General features: G+C 53.9%; 15 protein-coding genes. 13 read left to right on the forward strand and 2 right to left on the reverse strand.

From position 1 onward, the window contains the following. The first annotated feature begins 1 nt into the window (after position 1). From CBR65_RS09870 to CBR65_RS09905, 8 genes are all read left to right on the forward strand, one after another. Complete coding sequence (locus tag CBR65_RS09870) at positions 2-580, forward strand: NTP transferase domain-containing protein (protein ID WP_087466694.1); 579 nt, start codon at positions 2-4, stop codon at positions 578-580. Next, entirely contained in the window at positions 577-1,041 is a 465-nt protein-coding gene (locus tag CBR65_RS09875; RefSeq protein WP_087466695.1) for a (2Fe-2S)-binding protein, read from the forward strand. Before CBR65_RS09870 ends, CBR65_RS09875 begins: the two co-directional genes overlap by 4 nt. After that, positions 1,041-3,242: a xanthine dehydrogenase family protein molybdopterin-binding subunit gene (locus tag CBR65_RS09880; protein WP_087466696.1), complete on the forward strand. Its 2,202-nt coding sequence runs from the start codon at positions 1,041-1,043 to the stop codon at positions 3,240-3,242. Before CBR65_RS09875 ends, CBR65_RS09880 begins: the two co-directional genes overlap by 1 nt. A gap of 239 nt (positions 3,243-3,481) precedes the next feature. Then, the gene (gene pcnB / locus CBR65_RS09885) at positions 3,482-4,846 is read left to right on the forward strand and encodes a polynucleotide adenylyltransferase PcnB (RefSeq protein WP_087466697.1); all 1,365 of its coding nucleotides are present in this window, start codon (positions 3,482-3,484) and stop codon (positions 4,844-4,846) included. 2 nt (positions 4,847-4,848) lie between these two features. Further along, positions 4,849-5,346, forward strand: a complete 498-nt coding sequence (folK, locus tag CBR65_RS09890; RefSeq protein ID WP_087469008.1) for a 2-amino-4-hydroxy-6-hydroxymethyldihydropteridine diphosphokinase — start codon at positions 4,849-4,851, stop codon at positions 5,344-5,346. Between the two features lie 37 nt (positions 5,347-5,383). Next, positions 5,384-6,067 (forward strand): deoxynucleoside kinase, encoded by a 684-nt coding sequence (locus CBR65_RS09895; RefSeq protein WP_087466698.1) that lies wholly within the window; start codon positions 5,384-5,386, stop codon positions 6,065-6,067. Positions 6,068-6,098: 31 nt separating this feature from the next. Then, positions 6,099-6,926 carry a 3-methyl-2-oxobutanoate hydroxymethyltransferase gene (gene panB, locus CBR65_RS09900; protein WP_087466699.1) on the forward strand — a complete coding sequence of 276 codons (828 nt, stop codon included), beginning with the start codon at positions 6,099-6,101 and terminating at the stop codon, positions 6,924-6,926. A 560-nt stretch (positions 6,927-7,486) separates the two neighbouring features. Then, positions 7,487-9,112, forward strand: a complete 1,626-nt coding sequence (locus CBR65_RS09905; RefSeq protein WP_087466700.1) for a methyl-accepting chemotaxis protein — start codon at positions 7,487-7,489, stop codon at positions 9,110-9,112. 141 nt (positions 9,113-9,253) lie between these two features. Here CBR65_RS09905 and CBR65_RS09910 read toward each other — a convergent pair whose 3' ends face one another. Beyond that, positions 9,254-13,393: a sulfite reductase subunit alpha gene (locus tag CBR65_RS09910; protein ID WP_087466701.1), complete on the reverse strand. Its 4,140-nt coding sequence runs from the start codon at positions 13,391-13,393 to the stop codon at positions 9,254-9,256. A 376-nt stretch (positions 13,394-13,769) separates the two neighbouring features. Continuing rightward, entirely contained in the window at positions 13,770-14,531 is a 762-nt protein-coding gene (locus CBR65_RS09915) for a TSUP family transporter (RefSeq protein WP_087466702.1), read from the reverse strand. A 192-nt stretch (positions 14,532-14,723) separates the two neighbouring features. Between CBR65_RS09915 and modA the strand changes: the two genes are divergently transcribed. The 5 genes from modA to CBR65_RS09940 all read left to right on the forward strand — a co-directional run bounded on the left by modA (position 14,724) and on the right by CBR65_RS09940 (position 21,759). After that, entirely contained in the window at positions 14,724-15,467 is a 744-nt protein-coding gene (modA, locus tag CBR65_RS09920) for a molybdate ABC transporter substrate-binding protein (RefSeq protein ID WP_087466703.1), read from the forward strand. Between the two features lie 188 nt (positions 15,468-15,655). After that, positions 15,656-16,339 (forward strand): molybdate ABC transporter permease subunit, encoded by a 684-nt coding sequence (modB, locus tag CBR65_RS09925; protein ID WP_087466704.1) that lies wholly within the window; start codon positions 15,656-15,658, stop codon positions 16,337-16,339. Continuing rightward, positions 16,336-17,415 (forward strand): molybdenum ABC transporter ATP-binding protein, encoded by a 1,080-nt coding sequence (gene modC, locus CBR65_RS09930; protein WP_087466705.1) that lies wholly within the window; start codon positions 16,336-16,338, stop codon positions 17,413-17,415. Before modB ends, modC begins: the two co-directional genes overlap by 4 nt. 193 nt (positions 17,416-17,608) lie before the next feature. Further along, positions 17,609-19,459 carry a hypothetical protein gene (locus CBR65_RS09935; RefSeq protein WP_087466706.1) on the forward strand — a complete coding sequence of 617 codons (1,851 nt, stop codon included), beginning with the start codon at positions 17,609-17,611 and terminating at the stop codon, positions 19,457-19,459. A gap of 212 nt (positions 19,460-19,671) precedes the next feature. Beyond that, complete coding sequence (locus CBR65_RS09940; RefSeq protein WP_087466707.1) at positions 19,672-21,759, forward strand: EAL domain-containing protein; 2,088 nt, start codon at positions 19,672-19,674, stop codon at positions 21,757-21,759. The last annotated feature ends 17 nt before the right edge of the window (positions 21,760-21,776 follow it).

The following is a 21,776-nucleotide window of genomic DNA, read 5'->3' on the forward strand; positions in this document are numbered from 1 at the left end:
CATGAAGCTGGACGGCTTGATTCTGGCGGCGGGCAGTTCTTCACGCTTCGGCAGCTGCAAACTATTGGCCGACTGGCAGGGAGCCCCGGTGTTAGACCGGATAATTGATGCTGCCAGCCGTTTGCCGCTGAATCGGGTGGCGATGGTGACCGGCGCCTATCACCGGGATATCGCTGCCCACATTAGCGACTCAGCGATCACATTAAGTTATTGCGCAAACTGGCACAAAGGGATGGGCAGTTCCCTGGCCTATGGCGTAAGCCAGTTAACTCCTGAGAACGCCGTACTGGTTCTACTGGGCGACCAACCACTGATCGACATTGATGACTTACAACAACTATTAACAACCTGGAAAGCCAACCCCCACAAAGTTACCTGCGCCGCCTTTGCCGGCACGCGCGGGGTACCGGCCATCTTTCCGGCAACAGCCAAACCCTGGCTGCTGCAGCTGAGCGGTGACCGGGGCGCCAAGGGCTTATTGAACGGCAATGACGTAACCGCCGTTCCTATGCCCAACGCGGCTTTTGATGTGGATACCCGATCCGATCTCCTTCACGTAAAAACAGGGATAACACCATGATTTCACTCAAGATAAATGGTAAGCAGCAGTCGCTGGATCTCGCGCCGGATACGCCGTTGCTGTGGGCGTTGCGCGATGAACTCAAACTGACCGGCACCAAGTTCGGCTGTGGTGTCGCCCAGTGCGGCGCCTGCACCGTCCACTTCAACGGCACGGCAGTGCGCTCGTGCAGCATTCCACTGTCAGCGGCCAGCGGTGCTGATGTCCGCACTATTGAAGGCCTGCAATCGCCTACCGCCAAGGTGGTACAAGACGCCTGGCGCAAGCTGGATGTGGTGCAGTGTGGTTACTGCCAATCCGGGCAGATCATGTCTGCGGTAGCCCTGCTGGAAAATAATCCCAAGCCCAACGATGACCAGATTGACAGCGCCATGCAAGGCAACCTGTGTCGTTGTGCGACTTACCAGCGTATCCGTACCGCCATCCATGAAGCGGCGGATGAACTAGGGAGGAAAGCCTGATGCACTTCCTACAACAACATGCGCAGGCACAAGCGCCGCGCAACCTCAGCGAGCAACCGCTAAGCCGACGCTTTTTCCTGAAATCTGTTACCGCCGGGAGCGGCTTGATACTCGGTTGTGGCGCCTTACCCGGCCTGACACTCAATGCTTCAGCCGCCGAGGCGGCCATTTCCACCAATGAGCTGGTGTTCAACGCCTTCCTTACCATCACGCCGGACAACCGCGTGACCGTTGTCGTCAAACATCTGGATATGGGCCAGGGCGTCAGTACTGGCCTGACCACACTGGTGGCCGAAGAACTGGATGCAAGTTGGGAGCAGATGGATTGGGAATCCGCACCCGCCGACTCCAGCCGTTACAACAACCTGTTCTGGGGCCCCGCCCAAGGCACCGGCGGCTCAACCGCCATCGCCAATTCCTGGGAGCAGCTGCGCAAGGCCGGTGCGGCTGCCCGCGCCATGTTGGTAGAAGCGGCGGCCAAACAATGGGAAGTACCCGTAAAAGACATCAAGGTCAAAGACGGCATCATCTCCCACGGCAACAAGACGGCCACCTTCGGCGAATTGGCCGGTAAGGCAGCGGCGCTGCCGGTGCCCCAGTCCCCCACACTAAAAGATCCCAAAGATTTCCGGCTGATCGGCAAAACCATTCCACGCAAAGACAGCCCGGAAAAAACCGACGGCACGGCGATTTATACCCAGGACATCCAGTTACCGGGCATGTTGACGGCTGTGGTGCTTTATCCACCGAAGATGTTCGGCAAACTGAAAAAAGTCGATGCAACCAAGGCCAAAGCCGTACCCGGCGTGGTTGATGTGGTGGAAATCCCGCGCGGCGTCGCGGTGGTGGCAGACGGCTTCTGGCCCGCCCAAAAAGCGCGTCAATTGCTGCAAGCGGAATGGGACCTGTCGGCCTGCGAAACCCGCAGCAGCGATGAACTCTTTACCCAATTCACCGAAACCGCGCGCAAACCTGGCACCTCGGTCAAAGCCCAGGGTGACGCAGCCGCAGCACTGGCCAAGGCCGAGAATGTCATCGAGACCGAATATCACCTGCCCTACTTGGCCCACACACCTATCGAACCCTTGAACTGTGTGGTGAAGGTCGACAAAACCGCCTGCGAACTCTGGTACGCCTGCCAGATGCAGACCAACGACCAACACGAAGTCGCCAAAGCCACCGGCCTTAAACCGGAGCAAGTAAGGATTCACACACTCTACGCCGGCGGCAGCTTCGGCCGGCGCGCGGCACCTAACGACTATGTGATGGACGCCGTGGCCATCGCCAAACAGGTTCCCGGGCGCCCGGTGAAGATGGTATGGGCACGCGAAGATGACATTCACAACGGCAAATTCCGCCCCATGGCCGTCCATCGCGTGCGCGGTGCCGTGTCGCCGGAAGGCAAGTTGATGGCGTGGGAGCATCACGCCGTTGCCCAGCCGATTCTGCGCGGCTCGCCGTTTGAGGCGTTTATCCAGGGACCTATCGACGGTACATTGATTGAGGGCATTGCGGATATGCCCTATGCCATCCCCAACTTGTCCGTGCAGGCCACCGAGATGAAAGCCGCTATCTCAACACTCTGGTGGCGTTCCGTCGGTCATTCCGGCCATGCGTTTATCGTGGAGGGTTTCATCGACCAGTTGGCCAAGGCAGCAGGCAAAGATCCCCTGGTGTTCCGCCGGGAGATGCTGAAAGAGCATCCCCGTTTCCTCGGCGCACTCAACCTGGCCGCACAACAGGCCGGATGGGATAAACCGCTGCCCAAAGGGCGCGGACGCGGTATCGCCGTGCACAAGGCCATGGGTTCATGGTGTGCCCAGGTGGCGGAAGTCACCGTTGCTGACGACGGCAGTTTCAGTGTGGATCGTGTGGTCTGCGCCATTGATTGCGGCATTGCGGTCAATCCCGACGTGATCCGCGCACAAATGGAAGGCAGCATCGGCTTTGGCCTGAGCGCGGCTCTGGCCGAGGAAATTACCCTGGACAAGGGCAAGATTGTGCAGACCAATTTCCACAACTACACACTGATGCGGATTCCGCAAATGCCCAGGGTGGAAGTGCATATCGTGCCCTCGGCAGAACCGCCCTCGGGCGTGGGTGAACCGGGTGTGCCACCGGTTGCGGGAGCCTTGGCCAATGCCTTGTATGCCGCAACAGGTAAGCCGATCACGCGTTTGCCGATTGGTGCGCGGGTTTAGCCGGTGTTGATGTCGGATTACGCTGCGCTAATCCGACAACAAACAGGTGAATTTAACCACCGTCATTCGCCGCCACCGTCACACCCTTAATTTCCCCGTTTCCCGCGCCCGTGCTAAACTCCCGCGCATCTATAAGCAAGGGCGCTGGATCAACCATCCTCGAAGGCTATCCCTAAAGGAAATGTCCCATACGACACTTCAAGCCAGCACCCGCGAATTCACTTCATGTAGCTGTGCCTATGCTTAAACGCTTGTTAAATTATCTTGCTCCCAAGGGCAAATCCACCCATCCCTCCCTGCTCATTATTCCCCGAGATCAGCATAATATTTCGCGCAAAAACGTCAGCCAGGCGGCGTTGCGGATCATGCGTCAATTACAGGAATCCGGCTTCAATGCCTTCCTCGTCGGCGGCGGTGTACGGGATTTACTGCTGGGCGGGCATCCGAAGGATTTCGACGTAGCTACCGATGCCAAGCCAGAAGAGATCAAACGTGTCTTTCGCGGTGCGCGGATCATCGGCCGTCGCTTTCAGATTGTGCATGTGCGCATCGGGCGGGAAATTATTGAAGTCACCACCTTCCGCGGTCATCACGATGAAGCCCGCTCGGAAGATGGCATGTTGCTGCGCGACAACGTCTACGGCACCATAGAAACCGACGCCGTGCGCCGCGACTTTACGGTTAACGCGCTCTATTACAACGCCAAAGACTTTGCGGTCTATGACTACACTGGCGGCCTGGAAGATCTCAAGCAACGCCAGTTGCGTATCATCGGCGACCCGGTGACCCGCTATAAAGAAGATCCGGTACGCATGCTGCGCGCGGTGCGCTTTGCAGCCAAGCTGGGCTTCAGTATCGAACCCAAAACTGCAGACCCGATCTATGAGCTGGGCTCACTGTTGCGCAATATTCCCTCCGCGCGTTTGTTTGAAGAAGTCCTCAAGTTATTCATGGGCGGCTCAGCAACCGCCACCTTCGAGCTCATGCGCGATTATCGGTTACTTGCTTACCTCTTTCCCGGCACCGAAGCCGCGTTGGCAGCCGGCGACCCCATTGGTGCGGCGCTGATCGAACAGACCATGGTCAACACCGACAAGCGGGTACGCAGTGACAAAACCGTAACACCTGCTTTTATCTACGCTGCGTTGCTATGGCCAGCCCTGCAAGCGGAACTGCGCCGTCTGGTGAAGCATATGCCCCCCACCCAGGCCTACTTGCAAGCCGCGCAAACGGTTATCAGCCAGCAGTTGGGTCACACCTCGTTACCGAAACGTTTCCTGCTGCCCATGCGCGAAATCTGGGATTTGCAGTACCGTTTGCCCCAACGCCAGGGCATGCGCGCCTTACGCCTGTTGGATCACCCACGTTTCCGCGCGGCCTATGATTTCCTGTTGATGCGCGAAGCGGCGGGCGAGCAGCTTGATGGGCTCGGCACCTGGTGGACCCGCTTCCAAGGTGCTAGCGACGACGAACGCGAAAACATGGTGAAAGATCTGGGCAAACAGGCGGGCGGAAAGGGCAAACCCAGACCCCGTCGGCGCGCGCCGCGCAAACCGCGCACCGAAGGCGGCGATGCAAATCCGCCCAGCACAACCAACGATTGATGATGAGCCGCGTTACCCCCGCCATCACGGCATTTATCGGCTTGGGCAGCAACCTTGAAAATCCGCGCGCCCAGGTTGAGCAGGCACTTGCTGAACTGGCGCAACTCCCCGATACCCGTCTCACCGGCCAATCGCCGCTGTACCAAAGCAGAGCGGTTGGACCGGGTGAGCAACCGGATTACATCAATGCCGTGGCGCGGATCATCACCCATCTCGAACCCCTGGCCTTGCTGGACCAATTACAAGCCGTGGAGCAGGCCCACCAGCGGGTCCGCCTGGAGCGTTGGGGACCGCGCACCCTGGATCTCGACTTGCTGCTGTACGACGGCCAGGTAATTGACCACCCGCGCCTGCAAGTACCCCACCCCTACCTGGCCCAGCGCAGCTTTGTGCTCTACCCGCTCGCCGCCATTGATCCGCAATTAGTGTTACCCTGCGGCACTCGTCTTGCGGCATTATTAGCGCAGACACCCGCCGATGGCTTGCGGGTTATTAACTGATCAGGATTTTCCGCCATAACAAATACAGGAGCAGTCAGTGGAAGCCGTATTTGATGAGTTACACCTGGATTTAACCAATGTGCAATTGCCGCGTTACATCGCGGTGGAAGGTTGCATCGGCGTGGGCAAAACCACGCTCGCCAAAAATATTGCACGCCTGTTTAATTACGACGTGCTGCTTGAACAACCGGAAGAAAACCCCTTCCTCGCCCGGTTTTACCAGAACCCGAAAACCGCCGCCCTGCCCACGCAATTATTCTTTTTATTTCAACGCGCCAATCAATTGGAGTCATTGCGCCAGGCGGATATTTTTGAACCGGTACGTGTCGCCGATTTTTTAATTGAAAAAGATCAACTCTTTGCCCAGGTCACGCTGGATGACGACGAGTTAAATATTTATCAACAGGTATATGACCGCCTGACGATCAATGCACCGCGACCGGATCTGGTGATTTATCTGCAAGCCCCTTTGGATGTATTGGTAGATCGCATTCGCCAACGCGGCGTCGCCATTGAACAACAGATCAGCACGGATTATTTAAAGGCGCTGAACGACGCCTACACGCATTTTTTTCATTATTACGATGGCGCCCCCTTATTAATTGTGAACGCAAAAGATTTAAACCTGGCGAGCAACCGCGATCATTTCAAGCAGCTGGTTGAATACGTGTTGACCATCAAAAGCGGCCGCCACTATTACAACCCGACACCCGCGCTGTGAATTTCACACGCTGCTTCAAGAGAATACCCTTATGCCCTACGGAACACCCACAACCGACAGCGCGCTGACCAAACCCGTCACCATCAACACGCTCTATAAATTAAAAAACAGTAACGAGAAATTTGTGGTGATTTCACTCTACGATGCGCACATGGCCGCCATGGCACAAAAGTGCGGCGTGGAAGTGGTGTTGATCGGCGATTCATTGGGCATGACGGTGCTGGGGTATGACAGCACCATCCCGGTGACCATGGAGCAGATGATTTACCACGTCGAAGCGGTCGCGCGCGGCAATAAAAAATCCCTCATCGTCGGCGACTTGCCGTTTATGACCTACGCCACACCCGACGATGCTCTGCGCAACTGCGCGCGCATCATGCAAGCCGGCGCACACATGGTAAAACTCGAAGGGGGCGCCTGGCTGGCCGAGACAGTTTCCATGCTCGCCGAACGCGGCATTCCGGTATGCGCACACTTGGGATTAACGCCGCAGTCGGTGAACAAATTTGGCGGCTTCCGCGTGCAAGGCCGCTCTCAGGAAGACGCCGATAAAATTCTCGCCGACGCAAAATTATTAGCCGACGCCGGCGCTGATTTATTAGTACTTGAGTGCGTTCCCGCCGAGTTGGGCGCTGCCATTACCCGCAGCATCCCCATCCCCACCATCGGCATCGGCGCCGGCCGCGATACCGACGCGCAAGTCCTGGTGATCAACGACATCCTCGGACTGACTGAACAACCGCCCAAGTTTTCCAAAAACTTTTTACTGGAAGCGCGGGATATTCCCGGCGCGATGCAGAAGTATGTAGCGGATGTGAAAGCGGGCGTTTTTCCAGGCGACGACAATATCTTCAACTAAACCCAAACGTAGGTCGGATTAGAGGCGGCCCACCGCCTCGTAATCCGACAGAATGGTATGAATCAAGCTCGTCCGCACGCTCAGTAAAAACTGAAAACACCTTTGCAAATTTTCCTCCCCATCCAAAAGCATCTATCAATCACAACTTCTTGCGCTTTCGGTTTTAAGCAGCAAAGACAACGCTAAACAAGGCACAAATTCGAAAAATAGCAAACAAAATATCATAAGCGAATTTGATCCAAAGCAAGTGAATAGCACAGAAAGCCTGCTAACCTCATTGTCGCGTGAATCAACATTAATCTGGCGACCATAAACCTTAATAGCCAGGCAACCATCCTTGACTAACGCAGCCATTTCATCGCTCACCTACGGAGCCAGCATTACCGTATAGACGTTGAAGATTGTACCTATCGGTCGTTCTGAATTATGCGGTAAAGGATTTCCCGAAGCATTGTCTATGGGTAAAGCATTAGCGGTGGGAAGAGTACAGCTACGTCTGGCCGGCCCGCCACCCCTTTAACCATAGACCTGGGTTATTACGATTTCCTGAGTGTCTGTTGATGAAAATTTCTTCCAAGTTGTATCTTACGTTAGCTATTCCTTGCCTGTTCCTGTTATTGATCGCGTTGAGCGGTACCTATTTTGTTAAGTCCCAGCATGACAGTATCCACATGATCCATTTTGAGCTGGAAATTCCTTTGCGGGAGTTAAAGACTATCTCCGATGCCTACGCCATTTCCATTATCGATCTGGTCAATAAAACCAATGCCGGGCTGATTACAGCGGAAAAAGCCGTTGCCGAATTGGAAAGTGCCAATCGCATGATCAAGGAATCCTGGCGATCTTTTCAAACCAAGGAACTAACGAATGAGGAAGCACGACAAGCCAGGGAAGCGGATATGTTGTTTACTACTGCTAATCAGGATATTGATAAATTAATTTATTTTCTGCGCGGAAAAAGCGGTGTAATAACGAACGAAATGGGCCAGTTTGACGGGCCGCTTTATCAAAGCATAGATCCTATCAGCAACAAGATTAATGAATTAATTGAACTGCAACTCACGTTAGCGAATAAGGAATACGACGAGTCCACCCTAACCTACGAGCGCACTCTCTGGATTAATGCACTGAGCGTTATCCTGGCCATCAGCCTGAGTATTTTTCTGGGCACACGCATTCTCTCCAACCTGCTGACACAGTTGGGCGGCGAGCCAACTGATGCAGCCAATATCGCGCGCGAAATCGCCGGTGGCAACCTGACTATTGATACCAGCCGATGGAAGGCGCGGGACGGCAGTATTATTTCTGCGCTAACCCAGATGCTAAAACAATTACAACTATCAATAGCCAGCGTGCAAACCGTCAGTAATCATTTGAATCAGACATCCCTGGAGCTCTCTGCCAGCAGCCAAAAAACGATTCGCGACCTGCGTTTGCAACAGGAGGAAACTGAGCAAGTTAGCGCCGCGATGAATCAAATGACGGCCACCGTTACCGATGTTGCGCGCAATACACAAAGCGCTGCTCAGGCGAGCCATACGGCGGACAATGAGTTTACAGATGGCAATCATTTGGTCAGCCAATCACTGCAATCCATCCTGGACCTGTCACACGAAGTCGACCACACGGCTGACTCCATTACACAGCTGGCTAAAGACAGCAACGAAATCGGTAAAGTGATGGAAGTCATTCGCGGCATTGCTGAACAGACCAATCTACTCGCCTTGAATGCCGCCATTGAAGCCGCACGCGCCGGCGAACAGGGACGTGGTTTTGCGGTGGTCGCGGACGAAGTGCGCACATTAGCAAGTCGCACACATGCGTCTACCCAGGAGATTCAGGGCATGATTGAGCGATTGCAGAACGGTGTTGCCAATGCGGTTAAAGCCATGGATAAGGGCCGTCAGGAGGCTCAACAAACCGTGTCCTACGCAGAAAAAACCAAAGGCGTTTTAAGTAAAATTAAATCGTCAGTGTCCACCATCAATGGTATGAACATGCAAATCGCTGCGGCGGCCGAAGAGCAAACGATGGTCGCCGATGAAATTAATAAAAATATTGTGAATATCAGCCAGGTGACTCAGTTGACAGTCACTACGGTCAATCAGGTTGGGAAATACAGCGAAGAGCTGTTGAAGAGTGCGCAGGATTTAAAAGCAAGGATCAGTTATTTCAAACTTGCGTGACGTTGGGCGATGTGTGTCGGATTACGAGGCGGCGGGCCGCCTCTAATTCGACCTACTGGCTCGATTGTAGGTCGGATTAGAGGCGCAAGCCTCGTAATCCGACAATTAGTTTTTTAAAAGCGATCCACACGCTATTAGCAATCAATAAACATCCCGCAAATACCGCTTCTGCATGTTCAACTTACGCATGTAATTCACAGTATCTACCTCATTAAAACCACCGTGCTGTTGCACGATATCGCGTAACGCATTATCAACGTCTTTGGCCATGCGACTGGCATCACCACAAACGTAAAAATACGCGCCCTCTTCCAGCCAGCGCCAGATTTCAGCACCGGCTTCACGCATGCGATCCTGAACATAAATTTTTTGGCCTTGGTCGCGGGAGAAGGCGAGGCTGAGGGTGGTGAGGTGGCCATCGCGCAAATGCGCTTCCAGTTCATCACGATAATAAAAATCACTTGCCTGGTGTTGCTCCCCGAAGAACAACCAGTTTTTACCCGTATCGCCGCGTGCGCGACGCTCTTGCAAAAACCCACGGAAGGGAGCAACTCCCGTGCCCGGGCCGACCATAATGACGGGTACACTACCATCGGCGGGGACACGGAAGTTTTTGTTGCTCTGGACAAAGATCGGTATGGTCATATCCTCTGCACGATCTGCGAGAAAGGTCGAGCACACGCCTTTGCGAGTTTTTTTACCTTGTTGATAACGCGTATAACGCACTGCTGATACAGTTAAATGAACTTCATCGGCAAAGGCTTTGGGACTGGATGAAATCGAATATAAACGCGGCTGCAATCGTTTAAGTACCGCGAGCCATTCCTCGGCAGAACATTGAATGGGAAACTCATGGAGCAGATCCACCAATTGCCGTCCCCACAACCAATCCTGTAATTCGGCTTTGTGTTCTGCCTGCAACAATTTTTTCAGCTCATCATTGCCAGAGCGTTCAGCAATCAATTTCAATGCGTCCGGGCTGGGGCGGGAAATCTCAAAGTGTTGTTGCAGTGCTTGTTGCAAGGGTTTCTCGCGCGCATCCACCAGCACCGGCGTTTCCAGGTTGATATTGAGTTGTTGCGCCATTTCCAGAACTAACTCAGGGCAATTCTGCGGCCAGACGCCGAGCGCATCACCGGCTTCATAGGTGATGCCGGAACCGCCGAGCGCAAAACCGAATTGCCGCGTGTCTTTGGCCGCGCCCTCGCTGTTAAGGCGACGATTGATAATCAGCTGGGCGGGATAGGGATTGGTTTTGCTGACATTAACGTCTGTTTTTGCAGAGGCCACCACACCCGATAATTTTCCTGGTGTCGTTTCATTGCTTGGCAAACTGGCGAGCAATTGCGTAAACCACTGCGCCGCCGGTGTTTCGAAATCTGTGTCGCAGTCCAAACGATTCAATAAGGGCTTTGCGCCCAACGCTTGCAGACGCGCATCCAGATTTTTACCGTGACCGCAAAACTGTGCGTAATTGGAATCGCCTAATGCCAATAAGCCAAAGTGCAGCTGATCAATCGACGGCGCACTTTCATCGGACAGTTGTTGCCAGAAATGTTGACCGTTGTCCGGCGCATCGCCATCACCGAAGGTGCTGGTAATACAGACCAGATAATTTTCCTGTGTCAGTTGCTCAAGTTGATAGTCATCCATAGCGTTAACCTTCACAGCCCATCCGGCCTGGCTCGCCTGTTGCGCAAGATTTTCCGCGAGGGTTTCGGCGTTGCCGGTTTGGGATGCCCATAAAATCCGCAACGCAGGTTTATCATTTTCTGCCGGCAAATCTACTGGCAAAACGCGGCTGAACATACCCGCTAGCAAGCCATTAATCCAGGTGCGTTTGCCGGCGTCTACGGGTGCGTCGAACGGCAAACTCGGGACGGCGGTAATCAAGCGCGCACTGGCTTGCAAGCCACTGACAAAACCACTCAGGTAACTGCGCTCATCGTCCGACAGTTCCGGTGCCAGCACCTGCACCACCCCCACTTTTTGTGCGAAGGTCTGGATCAGGGCCATACTGATTTCCTCACTCATGGGCGCGAATGCCATTACCGGTTCAGCGCTCGGTGGCGCAGATTCAGCAGCGGGTGTGCTGGCAAACTCGCGCGCAATCAATTCCACTTTTTTCAAACTCACTGCACAGAATTTCATCTCTGGCTGTTGCGAGACCGCATCAATCGCATCGTTGGTCACGGCGTTGACCGCGAGTTGTTCACCGTAGACATCGTTCCAGTGAAAGGGCGCAAAACAATTGCCGGCCATAACACGGTTCGTCACCACGGCCGGCAAAATTGCGCTGCCACGCCGCGATGCAAGCTCCACACAATCTTTATTTTTCACCCCCAATCTCGCCGCATCCTCGGGGTGCAATTCCACAAAAGGGCCTGGATTAAGTTTGTTAAGCGTGGCGATTTTGCCGGTCTTGGTGAGCGTGTGCCACTGGTGTTGCAGGCGACCGGTATTTAATACAAAAGGGAAATCATCGTCCGGCAATTCGGCGGGCGCCAGGTAGGGGCGCGCCCAGAACACGGCTTTGCCATTGGCGGTGGCGAAATTGAGGTGCGGGCGTTCACCGTTTGTTTCGCGCAGGGTTTGGCTCACGCCGTCATTGAGATAGCGAATCGGGTTGCGCGTGTCTGCCTGATCCGGTGGGCATGGCCATTGCAGCGGCGTTTCGCGCAGGCGCGCATAGCTGGCACCACGCAGGTCGTATCCGGTGTTCGGATTGGCAGCACGTTTTATCTCTTCAAATACCTCTTCGGCGGAGGTGTAAGTAAAGGCGTGTGCATAACCCATCTCGCAAGCAATGCGCGCAATGATCTGCCAATCCGGTAAAGCCGCACCCGGTGGGTCTATGGCTTTTTGCATCAGCGTGAGGTTGCGCTCGGAGTTGATCATCACACCTTCGGCTTCGGCCCAGAGCGCACCGGGCAACAAGATATCAGCGTAACGGTTGGTTTCGGTATCGAGAAAAGCGTCCTGGGTGATCACCAGTTCCGCGCGACTAAGACCATCAATAACCGTCTGGCGATTGGGCACGCTGGCCACAGGATTGGTGCAAATGACCCAGCAGGCTTTTACTTCACCGGCAGCCATACGCTCAAACAAATCGATCGTGCCTTTACCTAAGGTGGTGGGCAGGCTATTGCGTGGAATCTGCCACAAGTCTTCAACAAAGGCGCGATCGGCCTCGGCCAGTAAACTGCGCTGACCGGGCAGCCCCGGTCCCATATAACCCATCTCCCGCCCGCCCATGGCATTGGGCTGGCCGGTCAACGAAAAAGGACCACTGCCGGGACGGCAGATCTTGCCAGTAGCGAGGTGCAGGTTACAGATAGCGTTGGTGTGCCAGGTGCCGTGAGTACTCTGGTTGAGGCCCATGGTCCAGCAGGTCATAAATTCCGGCGCGGCGCCGATCCACTGGGCGGCTTTGATAATGTCGCTGGCAGGAATACCTGTTATGTCGGCCACACGTTCCGGCGTGTATTCGGCGAGAAACGCCGGCATGGACTCCCAACCTTCGGTAAAGGCAGCGATAAAGTCGGCGTCGGTGTGGCCGTTGTTGTGCAGCACATGCAGCAAACCGTTGAGTAACGCGAGGTCGGTGCCCGGTTTGATCTGCATAAACAAATCGGCTTTGTCGGCGGTGCCGTTGCGGCGGGGGTCAACCACAATCAGCCTGGCGCCCTGCTTGACCCGCTCCATCATGCGCAGGAACAGGATCGGGTGACAGTCCGCCATGTTGGCGCCGATCACGAAAAATACACCCGCCCGATCAAAATCCTGGTATGACCCCGGCGGTGCATCGGCGCCGAGGGATTGCTTATAGCCCGACCCGGCACTGGCCATGCACAAACGCGAGTTGGACTCGATATTGTTGGTGCCGATAAAGCCCTTGGCGAGTTTGTTGGCGAGGTATTGGGCTTCGGTGGACATCTGCCCGGACACATACAGGGCCACCGCATCCGGGCCGTGTTGGTCGATGATGTGACGCAAGCGTTTGGCGCTGGCACTGATGGCTTCGTCCATACCAATCTGTACCGGATCACGCCCCCGCTCATTGCGCAGGAATGCGGATTCCATCCGCCCGGAATCGCGCAGTGCCATAGCGCTGGTGGAGCCTTTGGTACATAGCCGGCCAAAGTTGGTGGGATGGTTTTTATCACCAATGACCTTGAGAATTTTTTTGCCGTCGGTTTCCAGCAGGATGCCGCAACCCACCCCACAGTAAGGGCAGACGCTGGCGACGGTTCTCGTTGATGCCACAACAGAATCAGACATAAGCGATCATTCAAACAAAGAAAATAGAGGTTGAATGACCTGGAGCAAGGCTTATGCCAGACAGAAAAATTCGCAATAGTCACGGCTCAAAACCCGTGAATCAATTCATTTGATGGCCGTTAAAAATCATCCAACCCATTGATTTAAATGAATTTACAGGAAGTATTTTTATCTCGCCCATATAAACAAAAACGGTCATCTCAGCGCGAGCCATAACGCAAATCAGGAGTGCAGCAGCTGAAATGAGTGCGCAACTTTAATGCACAAAGCCAGACAGAATCACATTTTATGAACCATCAGTGCGCACAAAAAAATCAGTAAAACGATCCAAATAAGTGCAAATAGTGGTGCACAAGAACGCATCCAGCACATGCATTCACACCACCAACCGTTGATACAGATAACGCGCCAGCATCAATAAACACACGGTGACGATGACCACGCGCAACAGGATGGGATTAACCTTAAACAAATAGTGCGAGCCGGCCCAGGCACCCAAGCCCTGCCCGACCATCATGACCAGACCAGCCACCCAAAGCACCTGCCCCGCCAGGAGAAACACCAGCAAAGAAGCCAGATTGGTGGAGAAATTAAGCGGCTTAGCCATGGCAGTCGCTTTGATTAATTCCAGACCGCGCAGGCTGACGCCGGCCAGCGCAAAGAAGGAACCGGTGCCCGGCCCAAACATGCCATCGTAGGCTCCGATGACAGGAATCACCGCGCGTCTATAGGCGGCCTCGCCCAGTTTCGCTTTACCAGTTTCTAACTTAAGAAAAGGCGAACAAATAAAGTACACCGCAATAATGGCCAACACGCAGGGGATCACAAACCCGAGTACCGCCGGATCGACAAATTGAATAATGAGCGTACCCACAACCGAACCGATAAATGCCGCAAGCATCAACCCCCGCAATGCAGGCCAGTCGAGCTTGCCGCGCCTGAATAATAAAATGCTGGACGTCGCCACACCGACGCAGGCCTGCAATTTATTCGTGCCCAATGCCATCAGCGGTGGCACGCCAGACAACACCAGCGCCGGAATCGTAATCAACCCACCGCCACCAGCGAGGGTATCCAGAAAGCCGGCGCAGATAGCGATGAAAAACAGCAAGAGCAATATATCGGTGGAGAATTCCAAGGTGGCACCCGTGGCAAAAAGCAGAAGAGCGGCAAAGTTTACGGTCGGGTATTACGCACCACAAGCACAGATTCCCCCGGCGCCCAATTCCCTCCCATGAAATGGGTTTGTTTTTCACCTACCTGTGTTGTCAGTGGTTTAACAGCGCTACAATCCAGCGCAGTCATTTCTTAAGCTCACCGGAAATTACCTATGCCATCCCCGTTGTATAAAAGTTTAATTGCATTACTTCTCTGGACGCCCCTTAGCCACGCCGATGAACTCACCATCGCGGTAGCCTCCAACTTCACCCGTGCCGCCAAGCAGCTGGTGGCTGAATTCGAGCAATACAGCGAACATCGCGTGCAACTGGCTTTTGGTTCTACCGGGGCGCACTACGCGCAAATTATTCACGGTGCACCCTTCGATGCGTTTTTTGCCGCAGATGCCAGGACGCCGATGCGGTTGGAGGAGGATGGGCGCACTCAAGGTGGCTCACGTTTTACCTACGCACGCGGCCAATTGATATTGTGGAGCCCGAAAGCGGGTGTTGTTGATGCGAAAGGCAAGGTATTACAGCGCGGTGATTTTGCGCATCTTGCCATGGCCAATCCACGCCTTGCACCTTATGGATTAGCGGCGCAACAAACGTTAGAGGCTTTGGGTGTTGACGACAAGCTGCAAGAAAAATTGGTGCGCGGGGAAAACATCAGCCAGACGCATCAGTTTGTTTACAGCAGTGCTGCAGAGTTGGGTTTTGTTGCGCTAGCGCAAATTATTGATCCGGAAAAACCGGAACAGATCAGCGGTTCTTACTGGCGGGTGCCTGCGGATTTATATGAGCCTATTGAGCAGCAGGCGGTATTGCTCAGTGATAAAAAGGCCGCGCGGGAGTTTGTGGATTTTGTGCGTAGTGAAAAAGGTAAAGCTATTATTCGGGCTTATGGTTATGAATAGTGTGGAGTTGGATTACGTGTGTGAAACAGCGTGTCAGATTAGGGTGCGTTGCGCCTAATGCGACCTACGGGGTAGCAGTGTTGAATTAAACAGTCATGTAGGTCGGATTAGCGCAGCGTAATCCGACAAAGAATCCGCCACTCGCGAAAAAGTTGAACAACAGCGAAGGCTCGAATCATCGGAGATCTATGCTCTCTTCCTCAGATATTGCAGCATTGTGGTTAACGCTGGAACTTGCCAGCCTGACCACTGCCATCTTATTGCTGATCGGCACACCGCTGGCCTGGTGGCTGACACGCACCCGCTGGCGATTTAAATTTGTGGTGGAAGCCCTGGTGGCTCTGCCCCTGGTCCTACCGCCGACCGTCCTGGGATTTTATTTATTAATCACCCTGAGTCCCGGCGGGGTTATCGGCGGCACATTGAATACCCTTGGTTTACCCGCCTTGAGTTTTACCTTCGCCGGTCTCGTGGTGGGCTCGGTGATTTATTCGCTGCCTTTTGTTGTACAGCCCTTGCAACATGCTTTTACCCATATTGGTTCGCGTCCACTGGAGGTTGCCGCAACGCTGGGGGCATCACCGCTGGATAGGTTTTTTTCCGTGGTGTTGCCGCTCGCACGTCGCGGTTATATCACCGGTGCTGTACTCGGTTTTGCGCACACGCTGGGTGAATTCGGTGTGGTGTTGATGATCGGTGGCAACATCCCCGGCAAGACACAATTGGCCTCCATGGCGATCTACGATCATGTGGAGGCGGTGGAATATGCGCAAGCCCATTGGTTATCCGCGTGCCTGTTATTGTTATCGCTGGCGCTGTTGATCGGCGTGTACGCCATGAACCGACGCTTTGATGTGATGAGGGCGCGATGAGTTCAGACACAATTGCATTACACATCGACCTGCCGCGCGCTGCATTTCATTTGCAGGTGAATGCCACGCTTCCGGGCCGGGGTATCACCGCGATCTTCGGCCCATCCGGTTGCGGCAAAACCAGCTTGCTGCGCGCTATCGCCGGCCTGGAAGACAACGCCTTGCAGCAAAAACATTCGCGTATTCAGGTGAAGGACAGCGTATGGTTTTCTGCAACACAACGTTTGCCCGCCCATCAACGCAGAGTGGGTTATGTATTTCAGGAAGCCAGTTTGTTTGAGCATTTAACCGTGCAAAAAAATCTGGTGTATGGTTTCAAACGCAATCAACCCGCACAGGCGAATTTCGATGAATTAGTGCAACTGCTCGACCTTGCCCCGCTGTTAACGCGCAACACCAACAATTTATCTGGCGGTGAACGCCAACGCGTTGCCATCGCCCGCGCCCTACTTGCCAGCCCCGCGCTGTTACTGATGGACGAACCGCTTGCAGCGCTGGATCAGCAACGCAAGCAAGACATCCTGCCCTACCTCGAACGCCTGCAACACTATCTGGCGATTCCGATGATTTATGTCAGCCATGCTTTGGATGAAATTGTGCAACTGGCCGATCACCTGTTACTGATGGATAACGGCAAGATCATTGCACAGGGCCCGGTAATCGACTTGTTAAGCGAGCATCCTTTGTTGGCGCAACGTGAGGATGCCTTTACCCTGCTCCAGGGGCAGGTAACGGCGATCAAACCTGAACATCACCTGACCTGTGTTACCCTCGGCGAGACACAGGTTTATTTGCCGCAACTGCAAGCCGCACAACAGCAGTCCGTGCGCTTGCGCGTTTACGCGCGGGATGTCAGCCTGTGTCTGGATCACCCGCAACGCACCAGCATCCTGAATATTTTACCGGCGCGCATCACGCAAATAGATGCAGGTGAGCGCGGTCAGAACCTGGTGCACCTGGCGATTGAAAATCAAGTGTTGCTAGCCCGGATTTCCCATCTATCCTGTTATCAGTTGGGGCTGAGCGTCGGCCAACAGGTCTATGCACAAATCAAAGCCCTGGCGTTGATGAAATAGCCTGTGATGGTAGGCGAACAGATTTCAGCTATATTCAGAGGTAGCATATTCGACGATACGCTAAACCGACAGCCGGTGAGCAGGTTAAAAAAACAGCGGCTAGAGATCAGGACATTAGAATGCTGCACAGGCTTTGTTCAAAACACTCGCTGTTTTGCCCGAACTCCTAACCCGATTGCCATGGCCGGAATGAATGACTGCTGACGCTCGACTCCAGACACTGCTTGAACGCCTCAATGTACCGCCCCAGGATTTGGCGGCCTTGACGTTTTGCGCCGGCAGCAAAGACCAGCAGGTGCGGGAATGGGTACGTGCTTTGCCGTTAACGCGCATCAATCATGTCAGCGCGCTGCTGTATAAAGCCGTGCCGGAAATCGGCCGCTTAAAAACCGGCAGTGAGATGCGCCTCGCCATCCTCGAAACACTCCGCCCTGCCGTGCAACAGTGCATCCTTGGCCTGTCGCAGCACTTTCTCAACCAGCCCCTGATTTTGCCGGAAGCCGCACGCAAGACCGCCACGGTTGCGCAAGCGTTGCAAAAACATATGAGTAACGCCTATCTCGTGGCAGTGCGCGACTTGTGCCTGGAGGGTAAACGTGACCAAGGTAAACAGGACGAATCCCGCTCGCGTCAGGCATTGGCGATCCACCGGGCGCTGACCGGCCTGGGTTTACTCTTGCTACGCAGTTATCAGCTTTATATTCCCATTGCCGGTCAACTCTGGACCGAGATCCATACCCTGTATGAAATCGCAGAAGCATTGGCACTGACTGAACATCCCGTTGACGATCAATTGGCTCACCACCAGCGCATCAAGAGCATAAACCACGCGTATTTGCGCCTGATGTTATTAGCCTGTGCCAAGCCCAACCAGATGCGACAGGATGAGGTGCTGGCCACCTATAACGCACTGGAAACTCTGTGCCCACTGACAAAGTTACTGCCACACAATCCGGCGCAGAAAGATAATCTGTTCGCCATCCAGCTCGCCGGCAATCGGCCGCCACAATATAAGTCGCGTTTACCACAAAATGCCGATGGCGAAATCCGCGAACTCAACACCGCGCAGCTGGCGCAGACCCTGCAAGAACAGGTCAAGCAAAGCCCGACCAACGAAGGCAACCTGCGCAACGATCTGGATTTGTCGCCTGTACTGACGGAGCACTTACTCCAGGCGTGGAATATCCTCGCGCAACGCAGCTTTGAGCGGCAGGAGACCAGTGGTTTTATTGAAGTCACCGTGGGCCTGACCAACCTGCATTTCCACGTGGCTGGCAAACTGTCGTTTAACCTTTTCCTCAATCAAACGGCGAATGTCCATGGCGATGACAATGCCGAAGCCATCTTTCAAAAACGCGGCATCCAGTTAAAACCCACCAAAGCGACCGACGATGATCCCTGGGGCGATGCTTTCGATGTGGCCGGCACTACGCTGGCCGGAAAGCAACTGCCTACGCTGAATATTGAAAACACTATTCGCAAACAGCAGCAACAGGATTACCAGGGCAAACACCCGGTGTATAAAGTTCCGCTGGTGGATACCAGTCCCGGCGGCTATTGCCTGGAGTGGCAGGATGAGATTCCCAATCAGGTCAAGGCGGGCGAACTGTTAGGCATACGCGACGAAGGGCGGCAAAAGTGGAGCGTGGGTGTGGTGCGCTGGGTACAGCAAACCAAGGGGGCAACCCAATTGGGTATTCAGATACTAGCCCCCCAGGCAACACCGCTGGGTGTCGCTATCGTGCATAAAACCGGCGGGTTTTCCGAATACCTGCGCGCCCTGCAACTTCCGGCCTTGAAAGCGATCAACCAGCCGGTCACCTTATTGACCAACTCCGTATCGTTTCGCGAATACAGCAAGGTCCGCCTGTTTCATCCGCCGTCGCCGCAAGAGGAAGAACATCGCGAAGCGTCCGTGCAGTTAACCCGGCGCGTCTTCGCTACCGGCGCCTTCAGCCAGTTCACTTATCGCGAACTGGTGGCCGCCAAAACAGAGGCTAATGAATCAAAGGATGACTTTGATTCCGTCTGGCAAAAGAACTGAGAATGCAGAAAAAAGCAACGCCATAAGACGAAATGTTATAGTCATGTCGCACAATTCAACCGACCGCATTGAGGCGACAGACTATTTGGGTAATATACGCAGCTAGCCTAGACTCTGAGTAGATAATCCTGCTTGCAAGACTTTCCCGATAGTTGGTGTAGAAGTCACACCAAGTGGCCAAATGGCACAGACAAAGAGCGCAGTAACGCCTTATGAATGCAAATGACACTATCCGCCTCCTGATTCTGAATAATTCTCGCGCAGAAGCGGAACGTCTGATCAGTATGCTTCACAACGCCGGCCGCCCCAGCCGCGCGCAGCATGTCGAGAGCGAGGATGCGCTCGTCAAACTCCTCGAAGAGCAAACCTGGGACTTACTGATTGCTCATGACCAAACCACCAATGTCACCCCGCAAACCGCCATCAAACATATCCGCCGCTTGAGCAAAGACGTACCCGTTATCCTGCAGAACGATGATGAATTCCTCGCGGTAATTGAAGGCATGAAACTGGGCGCCGCCGATGTGGTGCGCCTCGACGATGACCAGCATTTATTGCTGGTCATGCAGCGGGAGATGAATAATCGCGAAGAACGGCAGGCCAAACGTCTGGCCGACCGCCGCTTCCGTGAGGCGGAACGACGCAGCCAGCAGCTGCTTGATAGCTCCCGCGATGCGATTGCCTATGTGCAGGATGGTCTGTACCTGTACGCCAACCAATCCTTTGCTGAATTGTTTGGCTATGAAGATAAAGACGATATCGACTGCATGCCCATCATGGACATGGTCGATGATAAAGATCAGGACACGCTGAAAACCTTTCTGAAAGATTTCACCTTTAAAGGCCTGGATGCCGAATCCACCAAGCTGGCGTTTCGCGGTTTAAAACAGGACGGCACCGCCGCCCCCATCAGCCTGGAAGTGTCTCACGTTACTTACGATGAAGAGCCGTGTATTCAGTTCCTCGCACGCGCCAACCGGGTGGACCTCAATAACGATGTGCTGGAAGCGCAGATCAAACAAATTAAATGGCAGGATGTGGTCACCGGCTTGTACAACCGCCAGTACATGATCGACCACCTTGAAAAAATCATCGACAACGTCACGGAAAAAGACAACCTGAGTTTGTTGTACGTCGACATCGATAATTTTATTGAGCGCGCGCAATCAACCTTAGGGGTGGCGGCAGCGGATATGGCCTTGAGTGACCTGGCATCGTTGCTGCGTGAAAAAAATAATACCACCGATATCATCGCCCGTTTCGGCGATACTGCGTTTACCGTGTTAGTGCCCAACATCCGTGCCGATGCGGCCGTGAATCGCGCCAAGCAATTATGCAAGGCGATTGAAGAACACATTATTGATATCGATAACAAAACCTTGCAGCTCACCGCCAGCATCGGTGTGTCGCTGATCAACGACAACACCACCAACGCTAATAAGGTGATTGAGCAGGCGATCAACGCCATGGAAAAAGTGCGCAATGCAAACGGCAACAGCGCGCAATTGTTTGAGCCGGAGATGTCGGCGGATGAACGCGATCAGAAAAACATTGCCTCTGATCTGCAACATGCGCTGGACAACGACCGCTTCCGGTTATTGTTCCAACCGATCATCAGCCTGCGCGGTTCCGAGGAAGAGTATTACGAAGTGTATCTGCGGATGATCAACGATAATAACGAGGAAATTTCCCCCAGCCGTTTTATTGAAACCGCGTCATCGATCGGTGCCAGTATCAAGATTGATCGCTGGGTGATACTCGAATCCATCAAGATGCTGTCGCAGCATCGTGCCAAGGGCAATAAAACCAAATTAATTTTGAATTTAAGCAAGGATTCACTGTGTGATGAATCGCTGGTTCCCTGGTTAGGGGTCGCCTTTAAGGCCGCGAAACTGTCGAGCGATGCCATTGTGTTCCAGACCAATGAAGTGGACGTGACTAATCACCTGAATGCGGCCAAGGCGTTTGCGGAAGGCTTGCAGAAATTGAAGACGTTTATGTCGATCAGCAACTTCGGGTGTTCACTGAATCCGTTTAATACCCTCAAGCATGTGCCTGCCAGCATCATCAAGATCGATGGCTCGTTTACCATGGATATCCAGAATAATAAGGAAAGCCCGGAGACGCTGATTCATTTGATCGAACAGCTGCATGGCGAAAATAAAATCACCATCGTGCCCTTCGTGGAAAATGCGAGTGTGCTGTCGACCCTGTGGCAAGCGGGTGCACATTATATTCAAGGGCATTACCTGCAAGAGCCGACGCAGAATATGAGTTACGATTTTAATATGGAAACGTGATGAGGGATTGGCTGTGT

The organism is Cellvibrio sp. PSBB006, assembly GCF_002162135.1.
Taxonomy (GTDB): Bacteria; Pseudomonadota; Gammaproteobacteria; order Pseudomonadales; family Cellvibrionaceae; genus Cellvibrio.

Excerpts from the sequence above, each read along its gene's own strand:
- pcnB (WP_087466697.1), top strand. The coding sequence starts at position 3,482 with ATGCTTAAACGCTTGTTAAATTATCTTGCTCCCAAGGGCAAATCCACC.
- CBR65_RS09905 (WP_087466700.1), top strand. The coding sequence starts at position 7,487 with ATGAAAATTTCTTCCAAGTTGTATCTTACGTTAGCTATTCCTTGCCTG.
- CBR65_RS09910 (WP_087466701.1), bottom strand. The coding sequence starts at position 13,393 with ATGTCTGATTCTGTTGTGGCATCAACGAGAACCGTCGCCAGCGTCTGC.
- panB (WP_087466699.1), top strand. The coding sequence starts at position 6,099 with ATGCCCTACGGAACACCCACAACCGACAGCGCGCTGACCAAACCCGTC.
- folK (WP_087469008.1), top strand. The coding sequence starts at position 4,849 with ATGAGCCGCGTTACCCCCGCCATCACGGCATTTATCGGCTTGGGCAGC.
- CBR65_RS09935 (WP_087466706.1), top strand. The coding sequence starts at position 17,609 with ATGACTGCTGACGCTCGACTCCAGACACTGCTTGAACGCCTCAATGTA.
- CBR65_RS09870 (WP_087466694.1), top strand. The coding sequence starts at position 2 with ATGAAGCTGGACGGCTTGATTCTGGCGGCGGGCAGTTCTTCACGCTTC.
- modC (WP_087466705.1), top strand. The coding sequence starts at position 16,336 with ATGAGTTCAGACACAATTGCATTACACATCGACCTGCCGCGCGCTGCA.
- CBR65_RS09880 (WP_087466696.1), top strand. The coding sequence starts at position 1,041 with ATGCACTTCCTACAACAACATGCGCAGGCACAAGCGCCGCGCAACCTC.
- modA (WP_087466703.1), top strand. The coding sequence starts at position 14,724 with ATGCCATCCCCGTTGTATAAAAGTTTAATTGCATTACTTCTCTGGACG.
- CBR65_RS09940 (WP_087466707.1), top strand. The coding sequence starts at position 19,672 with ATGAATGCAAATGACACTATCCGCCTCCTGATTCTGAATAATTCTCGC.
- CBR65_RS09875 (WP_087466695.1), top strand. The coding sequence starts at position 577 with ATGATTTCACTCAAGATAAATGGTAAGCAGCAGTCGCTGGATCTCGCG.
- modB (WP_087466704.1), top strand. The coding sequence starts at position 15,656 with ATGCTCTCTTCCTCAGATATTGCAGCATTGTGGTTAACGCTGGAACTT.